The following is a 22375-nucleotide window of genomic DNA, read 5'->3' on the forward strand; positions in this document are numbered from 1 at the left end:
ATTCACTCCTGGGGCAATACGACCATAAAGGCGATAACTTCGAAGTCGTTGATTCCTGCGAACTCCCCCTTCATCGCATGACTGCCTGCGGGATTGAATAGGCTCGCGACCGCCCGTTCTTCGCTCTTGCCGACCACGGAAGATACAGCAGCGGCAAGCAGACTTTGAGCATGGCGCATATCCTCACCTTGTTTAGTGAGCTCGTCGAATAGGGCGCCGGCGGTGGCATCGGGCAGTTCGCGCCCTAACGCCAAGCGTTTGAGTCGATCCAGAATGCGCTTGGCCTGAGTGAACGGCAGCAGCACCACCTCATCTTCGGCGACATGGACGAGGTAGTGGGGGGCAAGAGGGTAGCCATCGCTAACCTTGTCTGCTGCCTCACCTTCTGCGCGGAGGCAAAAAATAATGCCCGGTGGAATATCGTCATCCCGCGTGGCAGTAATGGCACACGCTCCTAGCGGCATATTCTCCAAGAGGCCGGGATGGGCCTTGAGGTATTGCGCGAGGTCGATGCGGAAGTCAGTCAGAGTGAGGTCAGTGATAGAGACACCGCTGGACAGATCTTCTAGGTCAATCACCGCATCTTGAAGCTTGAGTAGCTGCGTGCGACGGTACTCCAAGTCATTCATGGAGTTGCCGGACTGCTCTTCGATGAGGTTTTCCTCTCCGGTTGCGGAAATATCGAGCAATACCATTCGGCCGCTGACGCGCTGTTCCAGATTGATGTACTCCTCCAGTTCCATGTTGGGCCAGAAATTGACTAGCTGGATGCGCTCGTTGGGAGAGCCAATCCGGTCGATACGACCAAAGCGTTGAATGATGCGCACTGGGTTCCAGTGGATGTCGTAATTGATAAGCCAGTCGCAATCCTGAAGGTTCTGGCCCTCGGAAATGCAGTCGGTGGCAATTAGTAAATCCAGCTCACCTTCTCCATTCATATCGGCGGGGCGCTCTTTGGAGCGTGGCGAAAAAGCGGTGAGTATCGAGGCCAGATCCTTACGCAGCCCTGGTATCGTGCTTTGATTACGACCAGAGCCGGTAACCAAGGCAGTTTGAATACCCAGCGACTCATCGGCCCACGGGGCCAATTGTTCATAGAGGTAGCGGGCGGTGTCCGCAAAAGCTGTGAAGATTATGACTTTACGATTGTTGGGGTTGATAGGGTTCTGACATTTGTCTGCGAGTATTTTTCGCAGGGCTGCCAGTTTGGCATCTCGGTGTGGCTGTACCTGTTGAGCAGCAGATAGCAGAGTCGCCAGACGGTTACGGTCTTCGAGCAGGTCTTGCTTCCAGCTCACTAAGTCAACGTCGGCTAGCAAAACTTTGACCTTGCGTCCTACCAGTAGTGCTTCAAACGCTGGGTCATCTATATCGACATCCGCAATATCTATCTCTTCAATGTCATGTGCATGCTGTTGGATACGATCCAGTGTGTGCTCGACATCGTTGAGTTGACGTTCAAGAGTCAGGGCAAAAGACGATACCGCGCTTTCCATACGCTTTAGAACATTGATCCGCAGCAGATGGATTAGGCTCTCTTCGCGGTCGGCCTGACGGAAGAAGCTCTCACCCCCTCTAATCTCTGTACTGTATTTGGCATCGTAGGCCGCTTGCTTATGCTGCAAGACGTAACGCAGTGGCGCGTAGCTGGCTAGGTTAAGACGGCGAATCTCCTGGTTGATTTCGCGAATGGCACGGAACTGCCCGGCGGCATCGACGTCGGCCTTGATGTTGATAGGCGGTAGGCGATCTGGGAAGCGGCCCGTTTCAATGGTGCCGTAATATTTTTCTATATGTCGGCGGGAGCGTGCGATGGTCAACAAATCGAGCAGGGTGAAGTAATCGAAGCCGAGCATTTCGATCAGGCGCTCTGAGGTCTTTTCTCTCGCATCTAAATCCAGCCAACGGTTGAACTGCAGCTGCGCTTTGCGTGTGGTCGATTCGATACTACTGATGCCATGCTCAAACAACGCGCTATCGTCACCCTCAGTGACAAAGGCAATCTGATTGCGCAAGTCGGCCAAGCGGTTGTTAACCGGCGTCGCTGATAGCATCAGAACGCGGGTTTTTACGCCCTCGCGGATAATTCGGCGCATGAGTCGGTCGTAACGCGTTTCCAATCCTTGGCGCGGAGCCTTCTTGTTGCGGAAATTGTGTGATTCATCGATCACCACCAAATCATAGTTGCCCCAGTTGATGTGGGACAGATCAAGATCACCGGAGAGTCCCGCGTCACGTGAAAGGTCAGTGTGATTCAGTACGTCGTAGTTGAAACGATCTGAGGCGAGCACGTTACGTCGGTCATTCGCCTTGTAGATAGTCCAGTTATCTCTGAGGCGCTTCGGGCACAGTACCAGCACACGATCATTGCGCAGCTCGTGATACTTGATCACTGCGAGTGCTTCGAAGGTTTTGCCCAAACCTACGCTGTCGGCAATGATGCAGCCGCCGAAGCGATTGAGCTTGTCGATAGCCCCCACTACCCCATCGCGTTGGAATTTGAAGAGTTTGTTCCAGACGACGGTATTGCGGATGCCGGTAGCTGATTTCACTACACGCTCTTCATCCAGAACGTCATTTTTCTCTCTGAAGAGATTGTGCAGAATCAAACTGTATATAGTCGCAGGGGACTTTTGCTCCGCAATGGTTTGGAGGATTTCTATTAGCTCAGCCTTTTCGTTAGGGCGTGAGCTCAAGGCTCGCCACTGATTGTCAAACCAAGGAGCGAACATGGAAGCTTCCAGCGGAGATTCACTGGCTTGAATTAAAGACATTGGGTTGCCAGGGGTAATTCCTAGGCCTTCCGTGGTCAAGGCGAAAGAGCCCATGACTACTTGCCGCGGCTCCCCTGCAGCGTTTTTTAGCAGGCCTATGCCTTGAGGAATTGTTGCGGTTGCATGTTTAAGATCAACTTTTGAGTTCAGCCATAAAAGGCAGTGCTTCGCCAGGCTGCGTGTGAGTAGGCGATTTCGTGCTGCACGGTCGGCGTCCGTGCCGAGCAGTCCTAGGCTTTCGCTAATAGAGGGGAGGATGAGCTCGATTTTTTTGAGTTTCGCGAAAGCTTGGGCTAGCTCAGAAAGGGCGAACAAGGATAGTGCGGGCGATGCGCAGGCTAGTTGATCATTCAAGTTGATTTGTGAGTGGAGTAAATCGATGACTCGGTCTTTGCCTGCATTCTGAATCAGCCTCATCGCACGTTCCCTTCTGCAATGCGTGGCATTATTTGCCACTTCCCTAAGGTAACTTGTGATTGGGAGGGGCTCAAGAAAAGCTGACGGTGAGGTGCCGGTGGCGACGATAGCCTGCCTGGCAATTCTGTAAGAAGGCGTTGAAGAGGGACGGGACTGTGCAGAACATTAAAAAGCCGGCTTATGGCCGGCTTCTCGTTGACTAACTCAGTTCGTTTTTGACAAACCTCACCAGCCTTCAAAACGTACATTCGGCTCTTGCGGCCGGCTGTGGGACTTGGTCAGAAAGTGATCTGCCTTGTCGGTGCGAGGCGTGGGCTCGCAAATGTGGGGCGGAGGATACGCGGGTTTTCTTCGGAAGCCCAGTGGTAAGTGGTGTGGAATCATTGGGTTAGGGGGATTCAGGGGGAAAGCAGGGGGCTGCTACGCAGCCCAGCGGGAGCAAGCTCCCTCGCCACAAAAGCTGCTGCCACAGCTCCTACTGCAGTTCCTGCCACGGTTTCTGGTCTTGGGTGGGTTAGTCGAATACCGGTGGTCTCTGTTTGTTGAGGGTTGACCACCAGAACACCCAGCCAATCACTCGGATATGTTGCGCATCGATCTGTTCAGCACTGAAGACTTCGTCCGGATACGCAGCCTTATTGTGGCTACGCAGCCGCAGCCGATTACCAGGGACGCGATGCAGGTACTTGATACGCAGCATCCCATCATGCTCAAGCGCATAGATCTGGCCATCAACGATTTGCGTCAGGCCGCGGTCGATGGCGAGGGTGGAGCCGTCTTCGATGCGTTCGGCCATGCTGTCGCCGACCATGGTGATGCAGATGGCGTCGCTGGGGTCTATTTCCAGGGATTCGAGGTGGCTGCGGGGCAGGCGGATGGATTGGTCGGGGACTTCGACGATGTGGGTTTTGGTTTCGCCGGGGGCGATGGGGACTTCCTTGTAGAAAGGCAGTTCGATGTCCGTGGGTTCCACCACGCTGTAGACGCCGTCGTTTTCGGCGGCTTCGTAGGTGGTGCCGGGGCCGAGGCCCAATGGGGTTTGGGGGCCTTCGCCGTGGGCGAGCCACTCCGGGCTGACGGTCAGCAGGCTGGCGATGGAGTGGATGCGCCCGGGCGGGATGCCACGGTTGAACCAGTTGTTCACGTGCTGGGATTTCACGCCGTATAACTTCGCAAAGTCGGCGGAACGGATATGGGCTTCTTTTAGAAGGGCTCTGAAGCGGTCGCCACTGGAGATCTTTTTCATAAACGGAAAGTTTAGGGGCGACTGTGTTTTCGGCAATAAACATGTCGTTCAAATATATAAGACGATCTTTCCGTTTGCAGGATTTGAAAGGGGCGGGCTAAACGCTGTTAAACAGTATTAATACGAGTTGGTATTAAGCATCATTAAGGCATAAAAAAACCCCGGTGCAAACCGGGGTTCTTCTGCAAATTCAGTTTCAGCCTTTGTAGGCGGCAACCGATTTAGTGATCGCTTCGCGGGCGGCGTCTGCACCGGCCCAGCCTTCGATCTTGACCCACTTGCCTTTTTCGAGGTCTTTGTAGTTCGCGAAGAAGTGCTCGATCTGCTGGATCAGCAGCGGTGGCAGGTCGGTGTATTCCTTCACGTCAACGTACAGTTGCGACAGTTTGTCGTGTGGCACTGCGATGACTTTGGCATCGCCGCCGCCGTCGTCGGTCATGTTCAGGATGCCGACCGGACGGGCGCGGATGACCGAGCCTGGGGCCACTGGGTATGGGGTCACGACCAGCACGTCGAGGGGGTCGCCGTCGTCGGCCAGGGTGTTGGGGATGTAACCGTAGTTGGCCGGGTAGAACATCGGGGTGGCCATGAAACGGTCAACGAACAGGCAGTCGCTGTCTTTGTCGATTTCGTATTTGATCGGGGCGTGGTTGGCCGGGATTTCGATCGCGACGTAGATGTCGTTCGGCAGGTCTTTGCCAGCCGGAATCTTGCTGTAGCTCATTGGGCGGTGCCCCCGTTAGTTGACCAAATGACTGGTCGGATTGACCAAAAAGTGGCGGCGATTATAGGCATATTCGGCCGCTGTTGCCACGTTAGCAGGGTCTTAGAGACCTTAGTATGACGCCTGATAGACCGGATCTTCGGCTTGAAGTTGCCGCAGCCGGGCCAAAGGATCCTGGCGGTAGAACGCCTGGAGCTGTTCGTAGACCTTGGGATAGGCCTGGTGCAGCAGGTCCGGGGCGCTGAAGAAGTATTCGCTGGTGACGGCGAAGAATTCCGCCGGGTTTTCGGCGGCGTAGGGGTCGATGACGGTTTCTGCGTCGGGGTTGTGGTCGAGTTGGCGGTTGAGGTCATCGAAGGCCTGTTGCATGGCGTCGGCCCAATCCTGAACGCGCATGTCGGCGTGCAGCGGCGGCAGGCCGTTGGCGTCGCCGTTGAGCATGTCGAGTTTGTGCGCCAGTTCGTGGATCACCAGGTTGTAGCCGTCCCAGCCGCCGCTGGCGAGCACGCCGTCCCAGGCCAGGATGATCGGGCCCTGGGGCCAGGCTTCGCCGCTGTGTTCGCCGTCCCATTCGTGCTCGATGCCGCTGGCGTCGCGGTAGCGCTGGGGGCTGAGGAAGTCGTCGGGGTAGAGGACGATTTCGTGGAAGCCCTGGTACCAGTTCAGTTCGCCGAGGTGCATCAGTGGTAGTTGCGCCTGGGCGGCGAGCCGCAGGCGTTGTTCCTGGTGCAGTTCGACGCCGGGCAGGGCGGTGAGGTGTTTGTCGTGCAGGAACAGTACGCAGGCTTCCCGTAGCCACTGGTCCTCGGCGGCGCTGATGCCGTCGAGGAAGCTCAATTGTTGGCGCACGCGCTGCCAGGTTTCCTCGGTGACGGGGTGTTTGGCGAGGGTGCGTTGGCGGCGCCAGTTGCTCAGGGACCACATGGGCGATCAGGCTTTCGAGGCGCGCTGGCTCATTTTGCTGCGCACCAGGCTGATGATCATCGGCAACAGCGACAGCAGGATGATGCCCACCACCAGCAGCGACAGGTTCTGCTTGATGAAAGGGACGTTGCCGAAGAAGTAGCCGAGGGTGACCAGGCCGCCGACCCAGAGGACCGTACCGAGGACGCTGAAGCCGAAGAAGCGCAGGTAGTTCATTTTGCCCACGCCGGCGACGAAGGGGGCGAAGGTGCGGATGATCGGCAGGAAGCGCGCCAGGGTCACGGTTTTGCCGCCGTGTTTGTCGTAGAAGTCGTGGGTTTGCTGCAGGTAGTCGCGGCGGAAGATTTTCGAGTTGGGGTTGCTGAACAGTTTTTCGCCAGCGGTGCGGCCGATCAGGTAGTTGGTGCTGTCGCCGAGGATTGCCGCCAGCATCAACAGGCCGGCCAACAGCAGTGGGTCCATGGCACCACCGGCGGCGACGGCACCAGCGATGAACAGCAGCGAGTCGCCCGGCAGGAATGGCGTCACCACCAGGCCGGTTTCGCAGAAGATCACCAGGAACAGGATGGCGTAGACCCAGGTGCCGTAGTTGGTCACCAGCATGTCGAGGTAGACGTCGAGATGCAGAATGAGGTCGAGGGGGTTGAAATCCATGCAAAACACCTGTGGTGGCGGCCCGACTCGGCAGGCTGGTGGGGCTGGCTTTGAGTATGGCTACAGAGTGTGTAGCTTTTTCTTACAAGCCGGGAAGAGCGGCATTATACGGTGAGGATTGTGAAGCGCGTGTTGAGTTTGTAGCGGGGGATGTCGGCGCGTGCATTGCCTGTGGCGAGGGGATTTATCCCCGCTGGAGCGCGAAGCGGTCCCAAAAGGGCTGGCTTGATCAGTCCTGATGTTCCGTGTGCTCAGGTTTTGGGGCTGCTGCGCAGCCCAGCGGGGATAAATCCCCTCGCCACAAGGGGTTCACTCAGCCACAGAGGTTTCACCCAGCCACAGGCTCAGATCCCCTCGCTGATCGGCAACACGTAGTTCTTGAACTCGGTGTCTTCCTTGAAGCCAATCGACTCGTAGGTTTTCTGCGCGACTTCGTTGTTGCTGCTGGTGGAGACGCGCATGCGTACGGCGTTGGTTTCCTTGGCCATTTTTTTCGCGGTGCGGATCAGGTTGTCGGCCACCAGTTGGCGGCGGGCGTCTTCGGCGACGTAGATGTCGTTGAGGATCCACACGCGCTTGAGCGACAGCGACGAGAAGCTTGGGTAGAGCTGGCAGAAGCCCAGCAGCTTGTTGTCGTCGTCATCGGGCAAGGCCAGGTAGATCACCGATTCCTTGCGGCGCAGGCGTTTTTCGAGGAAGGCTCGGGACGAGTCCGGGTAGGGCAGTGAGCCGTAGAATTCCCGATACTTGACGAACAATGGGGTCAGCAGGTCCAGGTGTTCCAGGGTCGCTTGGATAATCCGCATGGTAGGTCTCGTCTGCAAGGGTCGACAGATATTCAGACAACAACTTCGCGCTGCCGTGCTTTTGATGCTGCCTGAAAGCGGATCAAAAACGCAATCGGATAAACGGATCAGCTTTGGGGCGGAGTCAGTAGGAAGTTACCTTTCATATCGGCGGTATTTTCCGAGTCTAGAGTTTGTACCTGGGCTTCATCCTTCAGGTTGACCCCCGAGAGCTGGCGGCGACAGGCCTCGCGCATCAGGTAGACCAGGCGATGGGCAGCCATGCCGTAGCTCAGGCCTTCGAGGCGGACGTTGGAGATGCAGTTGCGATAGGCATCGGTCAGGCCGACCTTGGGGTTGTAGGTGAAATACAGCCCGAGGCTGTCGGGGGAGCTGAGGCCGGGGCGTTCGCCGATCAGGATCACCGACATTTTTGCGCCAAGCCGCTGCGCCACTTCATCGGCCACCGCCACCCGGCCTTGTTCCACCAGGATCACGGGCGACACTGACCAGCCATCAGCGGCGATCTGTTCTTCTAGCCGCGCGAGAAACGGCAACGTATGCCGATGCACCGCCAGCGCCGACAGGCCATCGGCGACGACGATGGCCAAGTCCACGCCGCCGGGATGGGCCGTTGCGTAGTCGTCCAGGATTTGTGCAGAGGCCTCGTCGAGCCGTCGGCCCAGGTCCGGGCGCTGCAAGTAGCTGTGGCGGTCGGTGGCGGCACTGTGGAGCAGCAGGCTTTCGCGGCCGCGTTCAGTCAGTTGCGCACGAATACCCTGATGGTCGAACGCCAGGTGCACCGCATCGCGGGCCTGGGCGTGGGCGTATTGGAAGTCCAATTGCGCCTGGGTCGGCAGGCTGGTGCCGGTGCGGCCCAGGGCGATGCGCGCCGGCGTGAGGTTACGTAGATTCAGCCAGGGGTTTTGTGGATCGACAGGTTTGTTATTCATCGGCAGCTCATTTATCCCAAATGTGCCAGGGCGTGACGAAACGCCGGTGGCAGGTTGTCACCGAACCGCACCCGGCCATCGGCCTGGGTGAAGATGCCCATGTTCGCCAGCCAGGTTTCGAATTCCGGCGCCGGTTTCAGGCCCAGGGTCTGGCGGGCGTAGAGGGCGTCGTGGAACGAGGTGGTCTGGTAGTTGAGCATGATGTCGTCGGAGCCGGGGATGCCCATGATGAAGTTGATCCCGGCCACGCCCAGCAGGGTCAGCAGGGTGTCCATGTCGTCCTGGTCGGCTTCGGCGTGGTTGGTGTAGCAGATGTCGCAGCCCATCGGCACGCCCAACAGCTTGCCGCAGAAGTGGTCTTCGAGGCCGGCGCGGATGATCTGTTTGCCGTTGTACAGGTATTCCGGGCCGATGAAACCTACAACCGTGTTCACCAAAAACGGCTTGAAATGGCGTGCCACGGCGTAGGCTCGGGTTTCGCAGGTCTGTTGATCGACGCCGTGGTGGGCGTTGGCCGACAGCGCGCTGCCCTGGCCGGTTTCGAAGTACATCAGGTTGTTGCCCAAGGTGCCGCGATTCAGGCTGAGCCCGGCGTCGTAGCCTTCCTTCAACACGTTGAGGTTGATGCCGAAACTGGCGTTGGCCGCTTCGGTGCCGGCGATGGACTGGAACACCAGGTCCAGGGGCACGCCTCGGTTGGCCGCTTCGATGGAGGTGGTGACGTGGGTCAGCACGCAGCCTTGGGTGGGGATGTCGTAGCGCTGGATGATGGCGTCGAGCATTTCCAGCATCGCGCAGATCGAGGCGGTGCTGTCGGTGGCCGGGTTGATGCCGATCATGGCGTCGCCGTTACCGAAGAGCAGGCCGTCGAGGATGCTCGCGGCGATGCCGGCGGGTTCGTCGGTGGGGTGGTTGGGTTGCAGACGCGTGGACAGGCGCCCGCGCAGGCCGAGGGTGCCGCGGAACTTGGTGACCACGCGGATTTTCTGCGCCACCAGCACCAGATCCTGCACGCGCATGATCTTCGACACGGCGGCGACCATTTCCGGCGTCAGCCCCGGAGCCAGTGCCCGCAGGCTCTGTTCATCGGCGGCATCGCTGAGCAGCCAATCGCGAAAGCCGCCGACGGTGAGGTGGCTGACGACGGCGAAGGCCTGTTTGTCGTGAGTGTCGACGATCAGCCGGGTGACTTCGTCGGCCTCGTAAGGAATCAGCATTTCTTGCAGGAAATGACTGAGGGGCAGGTCAGCCAGGGCCATTTGCGCGGCTACCCGCTCACCATCGTTGAGCGCCGCGACTTCGGCCAGGAAATCCCCGGAACGTGCCGGGCTGGCCTTGGCCATCAGCTCTTTGAGACTGTCGAAGCGATAGGTCTGGGCGCCGGCGGAATGGGCGAATGCGGCCATGGGGCGGTGTCCTCCTGAATCTCTAAATAATTCAACTACAGCGCAGACCCAACCCCTGTGGAGTAGCCCTGCTCCCACAGAGTTTCCCCACACAGGGCTAACCCTAAAACAGGGCTCTCCCACACAGGGAGGAAACTGCGTGCACTTCTATAAGGCAGGCACCGGGCCCTCAGCCCGGCACCGGTGCAACTTCAGATACCTGTGAGCATAGCGTCCGCCGGGGCATCGGAGCGTTGCTTGGCGGTCAGTTGGAAATACAGGTAGCCGACAACCATGAACGCCAGGAACACCAGGCCGATCAGCATGTTGAACCACGCCATCGCCACCAGGCACACCACCGCCAGGAACAGTGCGATGCCCGGTACGATCGGGTAGCCCGGGGCACGGAAGGTGCGTTCCAGGTTCGGTTCGGTCTTACGCAATCTGAACAGGCTGAGCATGCTGATGATGTACATCACGATGGCGCCGAACACCGACATGGTGATCATCGCTGCGGTCAGGGTCATGCCTTGCAGGTTGACCAGGCCATCGCTGTAGATCGCCGCGATGCCGATCACGCCGCCGGCCAGGATCGCCCGGTGCGGGGTCTGGAAGCGCGAGAGTTTCGCCAGGCCACGGGGTAGGTAGCCGGCCCGGGCCAGGGCGAAGAACTGCCGCGAGTAGCCGAGGATGATCCCGTGGAAACTCGCCACCAGGCCAAACAGGCCGATCCACACCAGCATGTGCATCCACGTTGAATTGTTGCCGACCACGGCCTTCATGGCCTGGGGCAGCGGGTCGTTGATGTTCGACAGGGTGCGCCAGTCACCGACGCCGCCGGCCATGATCATCACGCCGATGGCCAGGAACACCAGGGTCAGGATGCCGCTGACATAGGCGCGGGGGATCGTGCGTTTCGGGTCCTTGGCTTCTTCGGCGGCCATGGCCGCACCTTCGATGGCAAGGAAGAACCAGATCGCGAAGGGAATCGCGGCGAAAATGCCCGGGATTGAGGCGAGGCTGAATTCATTGGAGCCGGCCCAGCCGTTGAGCACGAAGTTGCTGAAGCTGAAGCCCGGCGCGACCACGCCCATGAACACCAGCAATTCGGCGACCGCCAGCACCGTGACCACCAGCTCGAACGCGGCGGCGATGCTGACGCCGAGGATGTTCAGGGTCATGAACACGATGTACGCGCCAACCGCGGCGAGCTTGGGGTCCAATTCCGGGAATTGCACGTTGAGGTAGGCGCCAATCGCCATGGCGATGGCCGGGGGCGCGAAGACAAATTCGATCAGCGTGGCGATCCCGGCGATCAACCCGCCTTTCTCACCAAAGGCCCGTCGGCTGTAGGCAAACGGCCCGCCAGCGTGGGGAATCGCGGTAGTCAGTTCGGTGAAACTGAAGATGAAGCAGGTGTACATCAACGCCACCATCAGGGCGGTGACGAGAAACCCCAGGGTCCCTGCGGTGCCCCAGCCGTAACTCCAGCCGAAGTATTCGCCGGAAATCACCAGGCCGACGGCGATGCCCCATAAATGCAGGGTGCCGAGTGTGGGTTTGAGTTGAGTGGTAGAAGTCATAAGTCCTCTCTGTCTTTTTTATTGTTTGATCTGTTGGACTTTCGGGTTTGTTGTGGAGCGGGCACGCAAGGCTCATGCCAGAGCGGTGGGGCGGCAATTTGATGTTGTCAGTGAGGGCGCCATCGCGAGCAGGCTCGCTCCCACAGGGGATTTGGGCCAACCCACAGAAAAAGGGTCACCCACAGTCCCTGTGGGAGCGAGCCTGCTCGCGATAGCTATCTAAAGGGCGAAGCAGGACCACCTGCCTCGCCCCGAAGGCTTAGAAGAACCCCAACGGATTGATGTCGTAGCTCACCAGCAGGTTTTTGGTCTGCTGATAATGATCGAGCATCATCTTGTGGGTTTCACGACCCACGCCGGACTTCTTGTAGCCACCGAACGCGGCGTGCGCCGGGTAGAGGTGGTAGCAGTTGGTCCAGACGCGACCGGCCTTGATCGCCCGGCCCATGCGGTAGGCGCGGTTGATGTCGCGGGTCCACAGACCGGCGCCGAGGCCGAACTCGGTGTCGTTGGCAATCGCCAGGGCTTCGGCTTCGTCCTTGAAGGTGGTGATGCTCACCACTGGGCCGAAGATTTCTTCCTGGAACACGCGCATTTTGTTGGTGCCCTTAAGCAGGGTCGGCTGGATGTAATAACCGCTGGCCAGGTTGCCTTCGAGTTTTTCCACCTTGCCGCCGGTCAGCAGCTCGGCGCCTTCGCCCTTGGCGATTTCCAGGTACGAAAGAATCTTGTCGAATTGCTGCTCGGACGCCTGGGCGCCGACCATGGTGTCGGTGTCCAGCGGGTCGCCGCGTTTGATCTGCAGGACTTTGTTCATCACCACTTTCATGAACTCGTCGTAGATCGATTCTTGCACCAGGGCGCGGGATGGGCAGGTGCAGACTTCGCCCTGGTTGAAGAACGCCAGCACCAGGCCTTCGGCGGCTTTCTCGATGAAGCTCGGCTCGGCCTGCATGATGTCTTCGAAGAAGATGTTCGGCGACTTGCCGCCCAGTTCCACGGTGGACGGGATGATGTTCTCGGCGGCGCATTTCATGATGTGCGAGCCGACCGGGGTGGAACCGGTAAAGGCGATCTTGGCGATGCGCTTGCTGGTCGCCAGGGCTTCACCGGCTTCTTTACCGAAGCCTTGCACCACGTTCAACACGCCGGGTGGCAGCAGGTCGCCGATCAGTTCCATGAGCACGCAGATGCCCAGCGGGGTTTGCTCGGCTGGCTTGAGCACCACGCAGTTACCGGCGGCCAGGGCCGGGGCGAGTTTCCAGGCGGCCATCAGCAGCGGGAAGTTCCACGGGATGATCTGCCCGACCACGCCTAGTGGTTCATGGATGTGATAGGCCACGGTGTTGCCGTCGATCTCGGCGGCGCTGCCTTCCTGGGCCCGCAGGCAACCGGCGAAGTAGCGGAAGTGGTCGGCGGCAAGGGGGATGTCGGCGTTGAGGGTTTCGCGCACGGCCTTGCCGTTGTCCCAGGATTCAGTGATCGCCAGCACTTCGAGGTTGGCTTCGATGCGGTCGGCGATTTTCAGCAGGATCAGCGAACGGGCCTGGGCCGACGTGGCGCCCCAGGCATCCGCGGCGGCGTGGGCGGCGTCCAGGGCTTTGTCGATGTCTTCGGCCGTGGAGCGCGGGAATTCGGCAATGGGCTGGCCATTGACCGGGGAAGTATTGGTGAAGTACTGACCTTTGACAGGCGCGACGAACTCGCCGCCGATGTAGTTACCGTATTTGCTCTTGAACGAAACGATAGCGCCTTCAGTACCGGGGTGAGCGTAACGCATGATGAGTTCTCCTTGGCTTTTGTGCTTATACGGGAGGCCGCGCAAAATTGAGCGCCGGTAATTAAGCCTAGAGCAAAGGTTGGGCCATTGCCTTGCAAGGCCCGTAAATCAAGACTTTAGGAGGAGTTCGCCGGACAAACGGATGCCGTGCGTGACGATTGCGATACAGCCGGTGTGACAGTTTGTGCCATCGGCGAGACAGTCTGTGACTGACAAGTCGCGCCAGCATTGCAAAGGTTGTTGGGCTGGAGGATGCTGACGCGAGTTGGCGGGAGGGCTGCTAAGCAGCCCAACGGGGATAAATCCCCTCACCACAGAGAACAATAAGAAATGCACAGCAACCACTTGAGTCGCCATGCCCAACAAGTCCTGACGGTCACCCAGGGCAAGGCCCATTTGCAGGGCCCCGGCAGCGATCCGTCGATTGCCCGTTCCTGGCTGCGTTGCCTCGAGGACTATCACCTCGACCCGGCCCAAAACCTCGCCCCGACAGTGCTCGAACATGGCCGGGTGCTGGAAAGCCGCGAACGCCTGCAACAGGTGTTGCACATCGCCGGCACCGAAATGACCAGCCTCCATCAGCAACTCTCCGGCGTCGGCCACGCGGTGCTGCTGACCGACGCCCGGGGCGTGATCCTCAACTGCGTCACCGCCCCCAGCGAACGCAAGATTTTCGAGCGGGCCGGGCTCTGGCTCGGCGCCGACTGGAGCGAAGCCTGCGAAGGCACCAACGGCATCGGCACCTGCCTGGTGGAACGCCAGGCCCTGACCATCCACCAGGAAGAACATTTCCGTGGCCGCCACACCGGCCTGACCTGCTCGGCCAGCCCGGTGTTCGATCCCCAGGGCGAGCTGCTGGCGGTGCTCGACGTGTCTTCGGCCCGGCCAGACGTGTCGCGCCAGAGCCAGTTCCACACCATGGCCCTGGTCAATCTCTCGGCGAAGATGATCGAGAGCTGTTATTTCCTGCGTTGCTTCGACAATCAATGGCTGCTGCGCTTTCACCTGCAAGCGGAGTCCGTGGGGCTGTTCAGCGAAGGGTTGCTCGCGTTCGACGGCGAAGGGCGGATCAGCGCGGTCAACCAGAGCGCGCTCAATCTCTTGGGGCATATTCGCGGCAGCTTGCTGGGCCAGCGGGTGGAAGACTTTTTCGATTGTTCGCTGGACGAGTTGCTTGGCCGCGCGAGCGTCAATGCCAGTGCCAGCTGGCCGTTGCGTACCCGTGACGGTCGGCCTTTGTTCGCCGTGCTGCGGGGGCAGCCGCGCAGCGTGCCGGTGCCGATCGCCCCGGCGTTCAAAACCATCGAGCCCGCGCGGCTGCCGGGCATCTGCCTGGGGGATGCGGCGTTGCAGGAGCATTTTCGCAAGGCGCTGCGGGTGTTCGAGCGCGATGTGCCGCTGCTGATCCACGGCGAAACCGGCTCCGGCAAAGAAGCCTTCGCCAAGGCCGTGCATCACGCCAGCCAACGCGCCGGTAAGCAATTCGTCGCCCTCAACTGCGCGGCCATCCCGGAAAGCCTGATCGAAAGCGAGCTGTTCGGCTATCGCGGCGGCAGCTTCACCGGCGCACGCAAGGAAGGCATGCGCGGCAAGCTGCAACAGGCCGACGGCGGCACGTTGTTCCTCGATGAAATCGGCGACATGCCCCTGGCCTTGCAGACCCGTTTGCTGCGGGTGCTGGAAGATCGCCAGGTGGTGCCCATCGGCGGCGAGCCCGAAGCGGTCAACGTGCGCATCATCAGCGCCACCCACCGGCAATTGCTGGAGCGGGTGCAGGACGGCAGTTTCCGCGAGGATTTGTACTACCGGCTCAATGGCCTGGAAATCCCGCTGCCGGCGTTGCGCGAGCGCAGCGACAAGTCGCAACTGTTGGATTTCCTGCTGGCCGAGGAGAGCGGCGGCGAGACGGTGATCATCGACGAACCGGCACGCCAGGCGTTGCTGGGCTTCGACTGGCCGGGCAACGTGCGGCAACTGCGCAATGTGTTGCGGACCCTTGCTGCATTGTGCGACGGCGGGCGGATTACGCTGGAGGATTTGCCGGCGATGATTCGCCAGCGTCCGCTGGCGCTGGTTGAAACCGTGGCGGAGCGGCCGCTGGAGGATGCCGAGCGTGTGGCGCTGCTCGATGTGCTGGAGCGCCAGCGCTGGCACATGACCCACGCGGCGGAGCAACTGGGGATCAGCCGCAACACCCTCTACCGGAAGCTGCGTAAACACGCCATCGCCCGCTGAACCGCGTCGCGGTCGTCCTGAAGGAATGCGATCAACTGTGGGAGCGAGCCTGCTCGCGATGGCGGCGGCACATCCGATATCAATGCAAGTTGACCCACCGCTATCGCGAGCAGGCTCGCTCCCACAGGGATTGTGTGCTGTTTGCAAGTCTGGCGGCCACCCGTAAAGGCGAGGTGAAGTCGAAACACAAGGTGCGATTTCCCCCTCCCTACGCTAACCTGCGGCCATGTTTTACGAGGTCGACTATGCACATCCATATTCTCGGTATTTGCGGCACTTTCATGGGTTCGATGGCGGTCCTGGCCAAGGAGCTGGGTCATCACGTGACCGGTTCCGACGCCAACGTCTACCCGCCGATGAGCACGCAGCTGGAGGCCCAGGGCATTGAGCTGACCCAAGGCTACGACCCGGCGCAGCTGGACCCGGCGCCGGACCTGGTGGTCATCGGCAACGCCATGTCCCGTGGCAACCCGGCGGTGGAGTACGTGCTCAACAAAGGCCTGCCGTACGTGTCCGGGCCGCAATGGCTGGCCGATCACGTGTTGCAGGGCCGTTGGGTCCTGGCCGTGGCCGGCACCCATGGCAAGACCACCACCAGCAGCATGCTCGCCTGGGTTTTGGAGCACGCGGGCATGAGCCCGGGCTTTTTGATCGGCGGCGTGCCGCAGAATTTCTCGGTGTCGGCACGCCTGGGCGGCACGCCGTTCTTCGTGATCGAGGCCGACGAATACGACAGCGCGTTTTTCGACAAACGCTCGAAATTCGTCCACTACCGTCCACGCACGGCGATCCTCAACAACCTTGAGTTCGATCATGCGGACATCTTCCCCGATCTTCCGGCCATCGAGCGGCAGTTTCACCATTTAGTGCGCACTATTCCGAGCGAAGGCCTGGTGATTCACCCGACCACCGAACCGGCCTTGCAGCGCGTCATTGAAATGGGCTGCTGGACCCCGGTGCAAACCACTGGCGCGGGCGGGCAGTGGCAGGTCAAGTTGCTCAAGGACGACGGCTCGCAGTTCGAAGTGCTGTTCGAGGGCGCGTCCCAAGGCGTGGTCGAGTGGGACATGACCGGCCAGCACAACGTCGCCAACGCTCTGGCGACCCTCGCGGCGGCCCGCCATGTCGGCGTGGTGCCGTCCATGGGCATCGCCGCGTTGAGCGCGTTCAAGAGCGTGAAGCGGCGTATGGAGAAAGTCGCCGAGGTGCGCGGCATCACCATCTATGACGACTTCGCCCACCATCCGACCGCCATCGCCACCACCCTCGATGGGCTGCGCAAGCGCATCGGTGACGCACCGTTGATCGCGATCATCGAGCCACGCTCCAACTCCATGAAACTCGGCGCCCACCGCGACGGCCTGCCGGAAAGCGTGGTCGATGCCGACCAGGTGATCTGGTATGCGCCGGCCAACCTCGGCTGGGACCTCGGCGCCACCGCCGCGCTGTGCTCGGTGCCGTCGATTGTCAGCGATTCCCTGGAAGGCATCATCGAGCGCGTGAAAAGCCAGGCCCAGCCCGGCACTCACGTGGTGATCATGAGCAACGGCGGCTTCGGCGGCCTGCACGGCAAACTGGCCGAGGCACTGAAATGAACACTCGCTTGGAGAGCAATGGCCCCGACCGCATCACGCTGGCGATGACCGGCGCTTCCGGCGCCCAGTACGGCTTGCGTCTGCTCGATTGCCTGGTGCGCGAAGACCGCGAGGTGCATTTCCTGATCTCCAAGGCCGCGCAACTGGTGATCGCCACCGAGACCGACGTTACTCTGCCGGCCAAGACCCAGATGATGCAGGCCTTCCTCACCGAATACACCGGTGCGGCGGCGGGGCAGATTCGTGTGTACGGTAAGGAAGACTGGATGTCGCCGGTGGCCTCGGGCTCCGGCGCCCCGGCGGCGATGGTGGTGGTGCCGTGTTCCACCGGGACGCTGTCGGCGATTGCCACCGGCGCCTGCAACAACCTGATCGAACGGGCTGCGGACGTGACGCTGAAGGAGCGCCGCCAGCTGATTTTGGTGCCGCGGGAAGCGCCGTATTCGAGTATTCACCTGGAGCACATGCTCAAGTTGTCGAACATGGGCGTGACCATCCTGCCGGCCTCGCCGGGTTTCTATCATCAGCCACAGACCATCGACGACCTGATCGATTTCGTGGTCGCGCGGATTCTCAATCTGCTGAACATTCCCCAAGACATGCTGCCGCGCTGGGGCGAGCATCATTTGAGCAGCGATGAATAAGCTCCTGATGGTGCTGCTGGCGCTGCAACTGGCTGGCTGCGCCACCGCCCGCACCCTCGACGCCGCCAAGCCCGGCGCGCCAATGGTGTACGCGGGCACGCGCCTGGACCTCTACGCCCTCAATGGCGGCTGTTGCGCCAAGGACCGCTTCGGCGCCGAAGCCCCGAGCTACCCAGGGCTCGACCTGCCGGGTAGCGCGCTGCTGGATACCTTGTTGTTGCCGTTGTCGTTGTTCACGGCGATAGGTGTGGGGTTTCAGGCTACGGGTGGGTTGTAAAAGATCTAACTGTGCTGAAGGATTTATCTGTGGCGAGGGGATTTATCCCCGCTGGACTGCGAAGCAGTCCCAAGAATTGAGCCATCACTGCTGGGCAACCGGTTGAAACCGAGAGATTAATTGGGGCCGCTGCGCGGCCCAGCGGGGATAAATCCCCTCGCCACAATGACTGCGCCTCACTTACCAAGCTTGCGCAGCTCATCCGACTCCACCACCCGCACCCCATCCTGCTCTTCCAGCGCCAAGCGCCACATGGCGCGGGCCAGTTGGCAGGCTTCGATGCCGTGGTATTTGCCCGGGATCAGCTTCGACAACGGCCCGGCCAGTTGCTCGGCCAGGCGCGGTTCGACGCGCTCGCCCAGCAACAGGGAAGGGCGGCAAATGGTCAGTTGCGGCCAGCCCTGGGCTTTGAGTGCCGCCTCCATTTCACCTTTGACCCGGTTGTAGAAGATCGATGACTTGGCGTCGGCCCCCAGCGCGCTGATCACGACGAGGTGGCGTGCGCCCAGTTCCCGGGCGCGTTTGGCAAATGCCACCACCAGGTCCAGATCGACTGCGCGAAAGGCTGCTTCAGAGCCGGCTTTCTTGATCGTGGTGCCGAGGCAACAAAAGGCGATGTCCACCTGTCCACTGAGTTGAGGCAACACCTGCGCCGGTTCCCCGACCGGATTTTCCAGGCGTGGATGCTCGGCCAGCGGCCGGCGAGTGGGGGCCAGGACCCGGGAGATGGTCGGCTCGTTGAGCAGCCGGTCCAGTAGGTGTTCCCCGGTCAACCCGGTGGCTCCGGCGAGCAAAACATGCTGAGGCGTCAAGTACATGGTGTTTCCCCCTTGATACGATTCAGCTTAGTTGCTCTTTATAGCTCCGTCGTTCAATGCAGCACTTTGCAATGCTTTTCGTGCCTGTTGCTTGCGCAGCAATTGCCAATGGGAAAGGACGGTCCTGGGCGCCCAGATCTGCGGTTCGGAGGCTTCGAAATTGTCTGCCTGCTCCCGTTCGGCGACGGTGGCCTTGGCCCGTTTGAAGGCTTGCTCCAGGTCGTCGGTCTGGTTCAGCGCCTGGGCGAACAGGGCATCGCCGAAATAGGTGAAGTTGGCCTCCTCGGAGCAGCCGAAGGACACCCGGTCGGCCCGGGACGCAGTCATGATCAGCGTACGCTCATCCTTGAGGGCCGGGATGAAACCACCGGAGTAGCACGCCGAGATCACTATGATCTTGTCGCGGTTCTTCAGTGGCGCCAGCACTACCGCCAGTTCATCGGCGGGCAGGTCGGCCAGTTCCATGCGCGGCTGGTCGAGCACCAATTCGTGTTCGCTGGTGCCGTGGCTGGTCAGGTAGATGAAGATCAGGTCTTCCGGGCCGCTGCGTTCGGCCAGGGTGGCGGCGGCGCGGCGCAGGCTTTCGCGGCTGGCCATGGGCCGGTCGCCGAGGTGATCGCGATGGTTCACCAGGCGGATCTGTCCGAACGCGCCGAAACGGCTGTTGAGCATGTTGGCGACATAGTCGGATTCGCGCAGGAATACGCTTTGTTTGCCGTCGCCGCCCAGGGTCAGGCTGTACAGCTCCACCGCCGGCGTCGAGGCCGGGATGTTGGCCAGGGCATCCTCCAGCAGGCGGCCCTGGGCCAACAGGCCGAGTTCGAGCACATCTGGCAGCAGCCGGCCATCGGCGTCGCGCACCCGCTGACCATTGGCCCAGGTGCCGCTTTGTACCGTGCCGTCGGTCAGCGCCAGGGTGCCACGGCCGTGGTAACTGTCGTTTTCGAACTGGCCGATGTAGAAGCTGCCGTCGGGCAGGTTCAGGCGGCCCTCGCCGGTAAAGCGCCAATCCTTGAAATGACCGAGATAGTGGCTGCCGTCGGCACCGATCAATTCGCCCTTGCCGGTCAGCGCGCCGTCCTTGAACTGGCCGATCCAGACATCGCCGTCGGCATTTTCGTAGCGACCGCGACCGTTGAGCTGGTTGTTCTTGAAGCCGCCGACATAGACATCGCCGTCGGCGCTGTTGAAGGTGCCCTTGCCCTGCAGTTGCCCATCGACGAAGTGCCCGGTGAACTGGTTGCCGCTGGCGTCGAAGCGTTGGCCTTCACCGTTGGGCTTGCCGTTGGCGAACGGGCCCTGGTATTGGCTGCCGTCGTCGAGTTCCAGGCGTCCGAGGCCGGAATAGCGGTCGGCCTTGAACTCGCCCCGGTAGGTCATGCCGTTTTCCTTGAGCGTTCCTTCACCGTCCCGTCGCCCCAGCTTGAAGCCGCCGCTGTAGCTGCTGGTCGGTGTGGTCAGGCTGCCCTGGCCGTGGAACAGGCCTTGCTCGAACTGGCCGCGATAGACTTCGCCATTGCTGCCATGCCATTCCCCAGTGCCATGCCACTGGCCTTTGTCGAATTGCCCGGCGTACCAGCTGCCATTGGGGTAGTCGATGCGTCCCAGGCCCTGGAGCAGCCCGTCCACGAGGTCGCCGCGATAGCGGCCGCCGTCGGGCAGGCGCGCGTCGGGAGGCAGCGGCGATTCGCCGTCGCCACAGGCGGTGAGCAACAGGGTCAGGGTCAGTGGGACGAGTAAGCGCATAACGAGATCCAGGTCATCAGGCCACGAGTATGCCGCAGCTATGCCCCTTGGATACAGAGAAGCGATGCGAAACTGCCTGAGCGGTTTCGCGACCGCGCAGGTTTACACGAAGCAGAGCGACAGCGGCTCGGCGATGTAGGCCGGTTTTTCCGAGCCTTCGATCTCCAGGGTGGCGGTAGCCTTGAGCAGCCATTGGCCGGGTTTTTTCTCGGTGGCGTCCACCAGGTCGACCTTGAGCCGGACCTTGGAGTCGACCTTGACCGGTTGGATGAAGCGCACGCTGTCCAGCCCGTAGTTGACGACCATCTTCACGCCTTCGGGCAGGATCAGGATGTCTTCCATCAGCTTGGGCATCAGCGACAGCGACAGGAAACCGTGGGCGATGGTGCTGCCGAACGGGGTCTGCGCGGCCTTGACCGGATCGACGTGGATGAACTGAAAGTCGCCAGTGGCTTCGGCGAACAGGTTGATGCGGTCCTGATCGATGGTGAGCCATTCGGAACGTCCAAGTTCCTTGCCGACATAATCTTTGAGCGCTGCAACGGGGACGTAAGGCATTGAGACTCTCCTTGGGTTCATCTGTTGTGCTTTTGCTGGAACGGGGATCTGCGTCCCCGGAGAACCACTGTAGATCAACATGGCGTGCACGTAAGGTCACCGAACATGCTTTTTACGAATGCCGAACCATAGCGCGGGCATGCTTATAATGCCGGCGCATTCTTTGAGTAAGTGTTGCAGGGGAGAGAGCGGATGTTGCTACGGGGCCTGACCTGGCTGGTGCTGTTCCAATTGCTGGGCACTGCGATCAATCATTTGTTCTTGCCGGTGCTGCCTGGGCCGATCATTGGCCTGCTGTTGCTGCTGTGCTATCTGGTGGTGCGCGGTGAAGTCAGCGAGCCGTTGAACCTGGCCGCTAGCAGCCTGCTGCGTTACTTGCCCTTGCTGCTGGTGCCGCCCGCAGTGGGGGTGATGGTTTACGCCCGGGCGATAGCCGCCGATTTCTGGGCCATCGTTGGCGCGTTGACCTTGTCTCTGGTGCTGTCCGTGGCGCTGGCGGGGGTGCTGATGCAGCGCCTGGCCCGCCGTCACGTCGCCGCCCCGGAGGACCGCCAATGATGCTCGACTGGCAGGGCGCCTGGAACTCGGTGATTCACCATCCGCTGTTCGGCATAGGCATTACCCTGGGCGCCTATCAATTGGTGCTGGCAGCGTTCGAAAAGACCCGCTGGGTGTTCCTGCAACCGGTGTTGATGTCCATGGTGCTGTTGATCGGCGTGTTGGTCGGTTGCGGCATCGGCTACGCCGAGTACCGCAAGAGCACCGAGATCCTCAGCATCCTGCTGGGCCCGGCCACGGTCGCTTTGGCGGTGCCGCTGTATTTGAACCTGCGACGGATCCGGCAGTTGTTCTGGCCGATTTTTACTACGCTGGTGATAGCCGGGGTGTTTGCCACGGGCTCTGCGGTGGTGTTGGGCTGGGCCTTCGGTGCCGAGCACATGATTCTGATGACCATGGCGCCCAAGTCGGTGACGTCGCCGATCGCCATGCTGGTGGCCGAACAGATCGGCGGCGTGGCGGCCATGGCGGCGGTGTTCGTGTTGATTACCGGTGTACTCGGGGCGATCCTCGGTCCGAGTATTCTGACCCGCTTAGGTGTCCATAGCCCTGAGGCCCGGGGCATGGCCCTGGGGTTGGCGGCCCATGCGGTGGGTACGTCGGTGGCGTTGCAGGAAAGCGAGGAGTCGGGTGCCTTTGCGGCGCTGGCAATGAGTCTGATGGGCGTGGCCACGGCGGTGCTGCTGCCGTTGGTGGTGTCGATGACGGTTTAAGGAATT

Annotated in this window: 19 protein-coding genes; 6 read left to right on the top strand and 13 right to left on the bottom strand. The window is 60.7% G+C overall.

The features are described 5' to 3' along the window. Window positions 1-2: 2 nt before the first annotated feature. From AC30D9_RS26390 to exaC, 10 genes are all read right to left on the bottom strand, one after another. Complete coding sequence (locus AC30D9_RS26390) at window positions 3-3191, bottom strand: helicase-related protein (RefSeq protein WP_490145170.1); 3189 nt, start codon at window positions 3189-3191, stop codon at window positions 3-5. Window positions 3192-3705: 514 nt separating this feature from the next. After that, entirely contained in the window at window positions 3706-4437 is a 732-nt protein-coding gene (locus AC30D9_RS26395; protein ID WP_490145171.1) for a LexA family transcriptional regulator, read from the bottom strand. A gap of 196 nt (window positions 4438-4633) precedes the next feature. Then, window positions 4634-5161: an inorganic diphosphatase gene (gene ppa, locus AC30D9_RS26400; RefSeq protein WP_003205933.1), complete on the bottom strand. Its 528-nt coding sequence runs from the start codon at window positions 5159-5161 to the stop codon at window positions 4634-4636. Between the two features lie 111 nt (window positions 5162-5272). Further along, complete coding sequence (locus AC30D9_RS26405; protein WP_490145172.1) at window positions 5273-6085, bottom strand: M90 family metallopeptidase; 813 nt, start codon at window positions 6083-6085, stop codon at window positions 5273-5275. Window positions 6086-6091: 6 nt separating this feature from the next. Further along, window positions 6092-6739 (bottom strand): DedA family protein, encoded by a 648-nt coding sequence (locus AC30D9_RS26410; protein ID WP_307575225.1) that lies wholly within the window; start codon window positions 6737-6739, stop codon window positions 6092-6094. A gap of 344 nt (window positions 6740-7083) precedes the next feature. Then, window positions 7084-7545 (bottom strand): GNAT family N-acetyltransferase, encoded by a 462-nt coding sequence (locus tag AC30D9_RS26415; RefSeq protein ID WP_025569618.1) that lies wholly within the window; start codon window positions 7543-7545, stop codon window positions 7084-7086. Window positions 7546-7652: 107 nt separating this feature from the next. Then, the gene (gene eutC / locus AC30D9_RS26420) at window positions 7653-8477 is read right to left on the bottom strand and encodes an ethanolamine ammonia-lyase subunit EutC (protein WP_490145173.1); all 825 of its coding nucleotides are present in this window, start codon (window positions 8475-8477) and stop codon (window positions 7653-7655) included. Window positions 8478-8488: 11 nt separating this feature from the next. Continuing rightward, window positions 8489-9883 carry an ethanolamine ammonia-lyase subunit EutB gene (locus AC30D9_RS26425; RefSeq protein WP_232201657.1) on the bottom strand — a complete coding sequence of 465 codons (1395 nt, stop codon included), beginning with the start codon at window positions 9881-9883 and terminating at the stop codon, window positions 8489-8491. Between the two features lie 191 nt (window positions 9884-10074). Continuing rightward, window positions 10075-11445, bottom strand: coding sequence for an ethanolamine permease (gene eat / locus AC30D9_RS26430; protein ID WP_232201656.1), 1371 nt, complete (start codon window positions 11443-11445; stop codon window positions 10075-10077). Window positions 11446-11704: 259 nt separating this feature from the next. Next, window positions 11705-13225, bottom strand: coding sequence for an acetaldehyde dehydrogenase ExaC (gene exaC / locus AC30D9_RS26435; RefSeq protein WP_025569726.1), 1521 nt, complete (start codon window positions 13223-13225; stop codon window positions 11705-11707). Between the two features lie 330 nt (window positions 13226-13555). Here exaC and AC30D9_RS26440 point away from each other — a divergent pair, with 330 nt between their 5' ends. The 4 genes from AC30D9_RS26440 to AC30D9_RS26455 all read left to right on the top strand — a co-directional run bounded on the left by AC30D9_RS26440 (window position 13556) and on the right by AC30D9_RS26455 (window position 17976). After that, window positions 13556-15460, top strand: a complete 1905-nt coding sequence (locus tag AC30D9_RS26440) for a sigma-54-dependent Fis family transcriptional regulator (RefSeq protein WP_490145174.1) — start codon at window positions 13556-13558, stop codon at window positions 15458-15460. Window positions 15461-15705: 245 nt separating this feature from the next. Further along, complete coding sequence (gene mpl / locus AC30D9_RS26445) at window positions 15706-17055, top strand: UDP-N-acetylmuramate:L-alanyl-gamma-D-glutamyl-meso-diaminopimelate ligase (protein ID WP_490145175.1); 1350 nt, start codon at window positions 15706-15708, stop codon at window positions 17053-17055. Then, window positions 17052-17699, top strand: a complete 648-nt coding sequence (gene ubiX / locus AC30D9_RS26450; RefSeq protein ID WP_109756301.1) for a flavin prenyltransferase UbiX — start codon at window positions 17052-17054, stop codon at window positions 17697-17699. The genes mpl and ubiX overlap by 4 nt, the downstream gene beginning before the upstream one ends. Continuing rightward, complete coding sequence (locus AC30D9_RS26455; RefSeq protein ID WP_490145176.1) at window positions 17692-17976, top strand: YceK/YidQ family lipoprotein; 285 nt, start codon at window positions 17692-17694, stop codon at window positions 17974-17976. Before ubiX ends, AC30D9_RS26455 begins: the two co-directional genes overlap by 8 nt. 176 nt (window positions 17977-18152) lie before the next feature. Here the strand turns inward: AC30D9_RS26455 and AC30D9_RS26460 are convergent, their stop codons facing one another. The 3 genes from AC30D9_RS26460 to AC30D9_RS26470 all read right to left on the bottom strand — a co-directional run bounded on the left by AC30D9_RS26460 (window position 18153) and on the right by AC30D9_RS26470 (window position 21098). Continuing rightward, window positions 18153-18794, bottom strand: a complete 642-nt coding sequence (locus AC30D9_RS26460) for an oxidoreductase (RefSeq protein WP_490145177.1) — start codon at window positions 18792-18794, stop codon at window positions 18153-18155. A 27-nt stretch (window positions 18795-18821) separates the two neighbouring features. Further along, window positions 18822-20540 carry a C13 family peptidase gene (locus AC30D9_RS26465; RefSeq protein ID WP_134925971.1) on the bottom strand — a complete coding sequence of 573 codons (1719 nt, stop codon included), beginning with the start codon at window positions 20538-20540 and terminating at the stop codon, window positions 18822-18824. A 102-nt stretch (window positions 20541-20642) separates the two neighbouring features. Then, window positions 20643-21098 (bottom strand): MaoC family dehydratase, encoded by a 456-nt coding sequence (locus AC30D9_RS26470; RefSeq protein ID WP_053125683.1) that lies wholly within the window; start codon window positions 21096-21098, stop codon window positions 20643-20645. A 192-nt stretch (window positions 21099-21290) separates the two neighbouring features. Here AC30D9_RS26470 and AC30D9_RS26475 point away from each other — a divergent pair, with 192 nt between their 5' ends. Both AC30D9_RS26475 and AC30D9_RS26480 read left to right on the top strand, forming a co-directional pair. Then, a complete protein-coding gene (locus tag AC30D9_RS26475; protein ID WP_134925970.1) occupies window positions 21291-21656 on the top strand; it encodes a CidA/LrgA family protein in 366 nt (121 codons plus the stop codon). Next, window positions 21653-22369: an LrgB family protein gene (locus AC30D9_RS26480; RefSeq protein WP_109756296.1), complete on the top strand. Its 717-nt coding sequence runs from the start codon at window positions 21653-21655 to the stop codon at window positions 22367-22369. The genes AC30D9_RS26475 and AC30D9_RS26480 overlap by 4 nt, the downstream gene beginning before the upstream one ends. The last annotated feature ends 6 nt before the right edge of the window (window positions 22370-22375 follow it).

Source organism: Pseudomonas sp. DF11, from assembly GCF_058148565.1.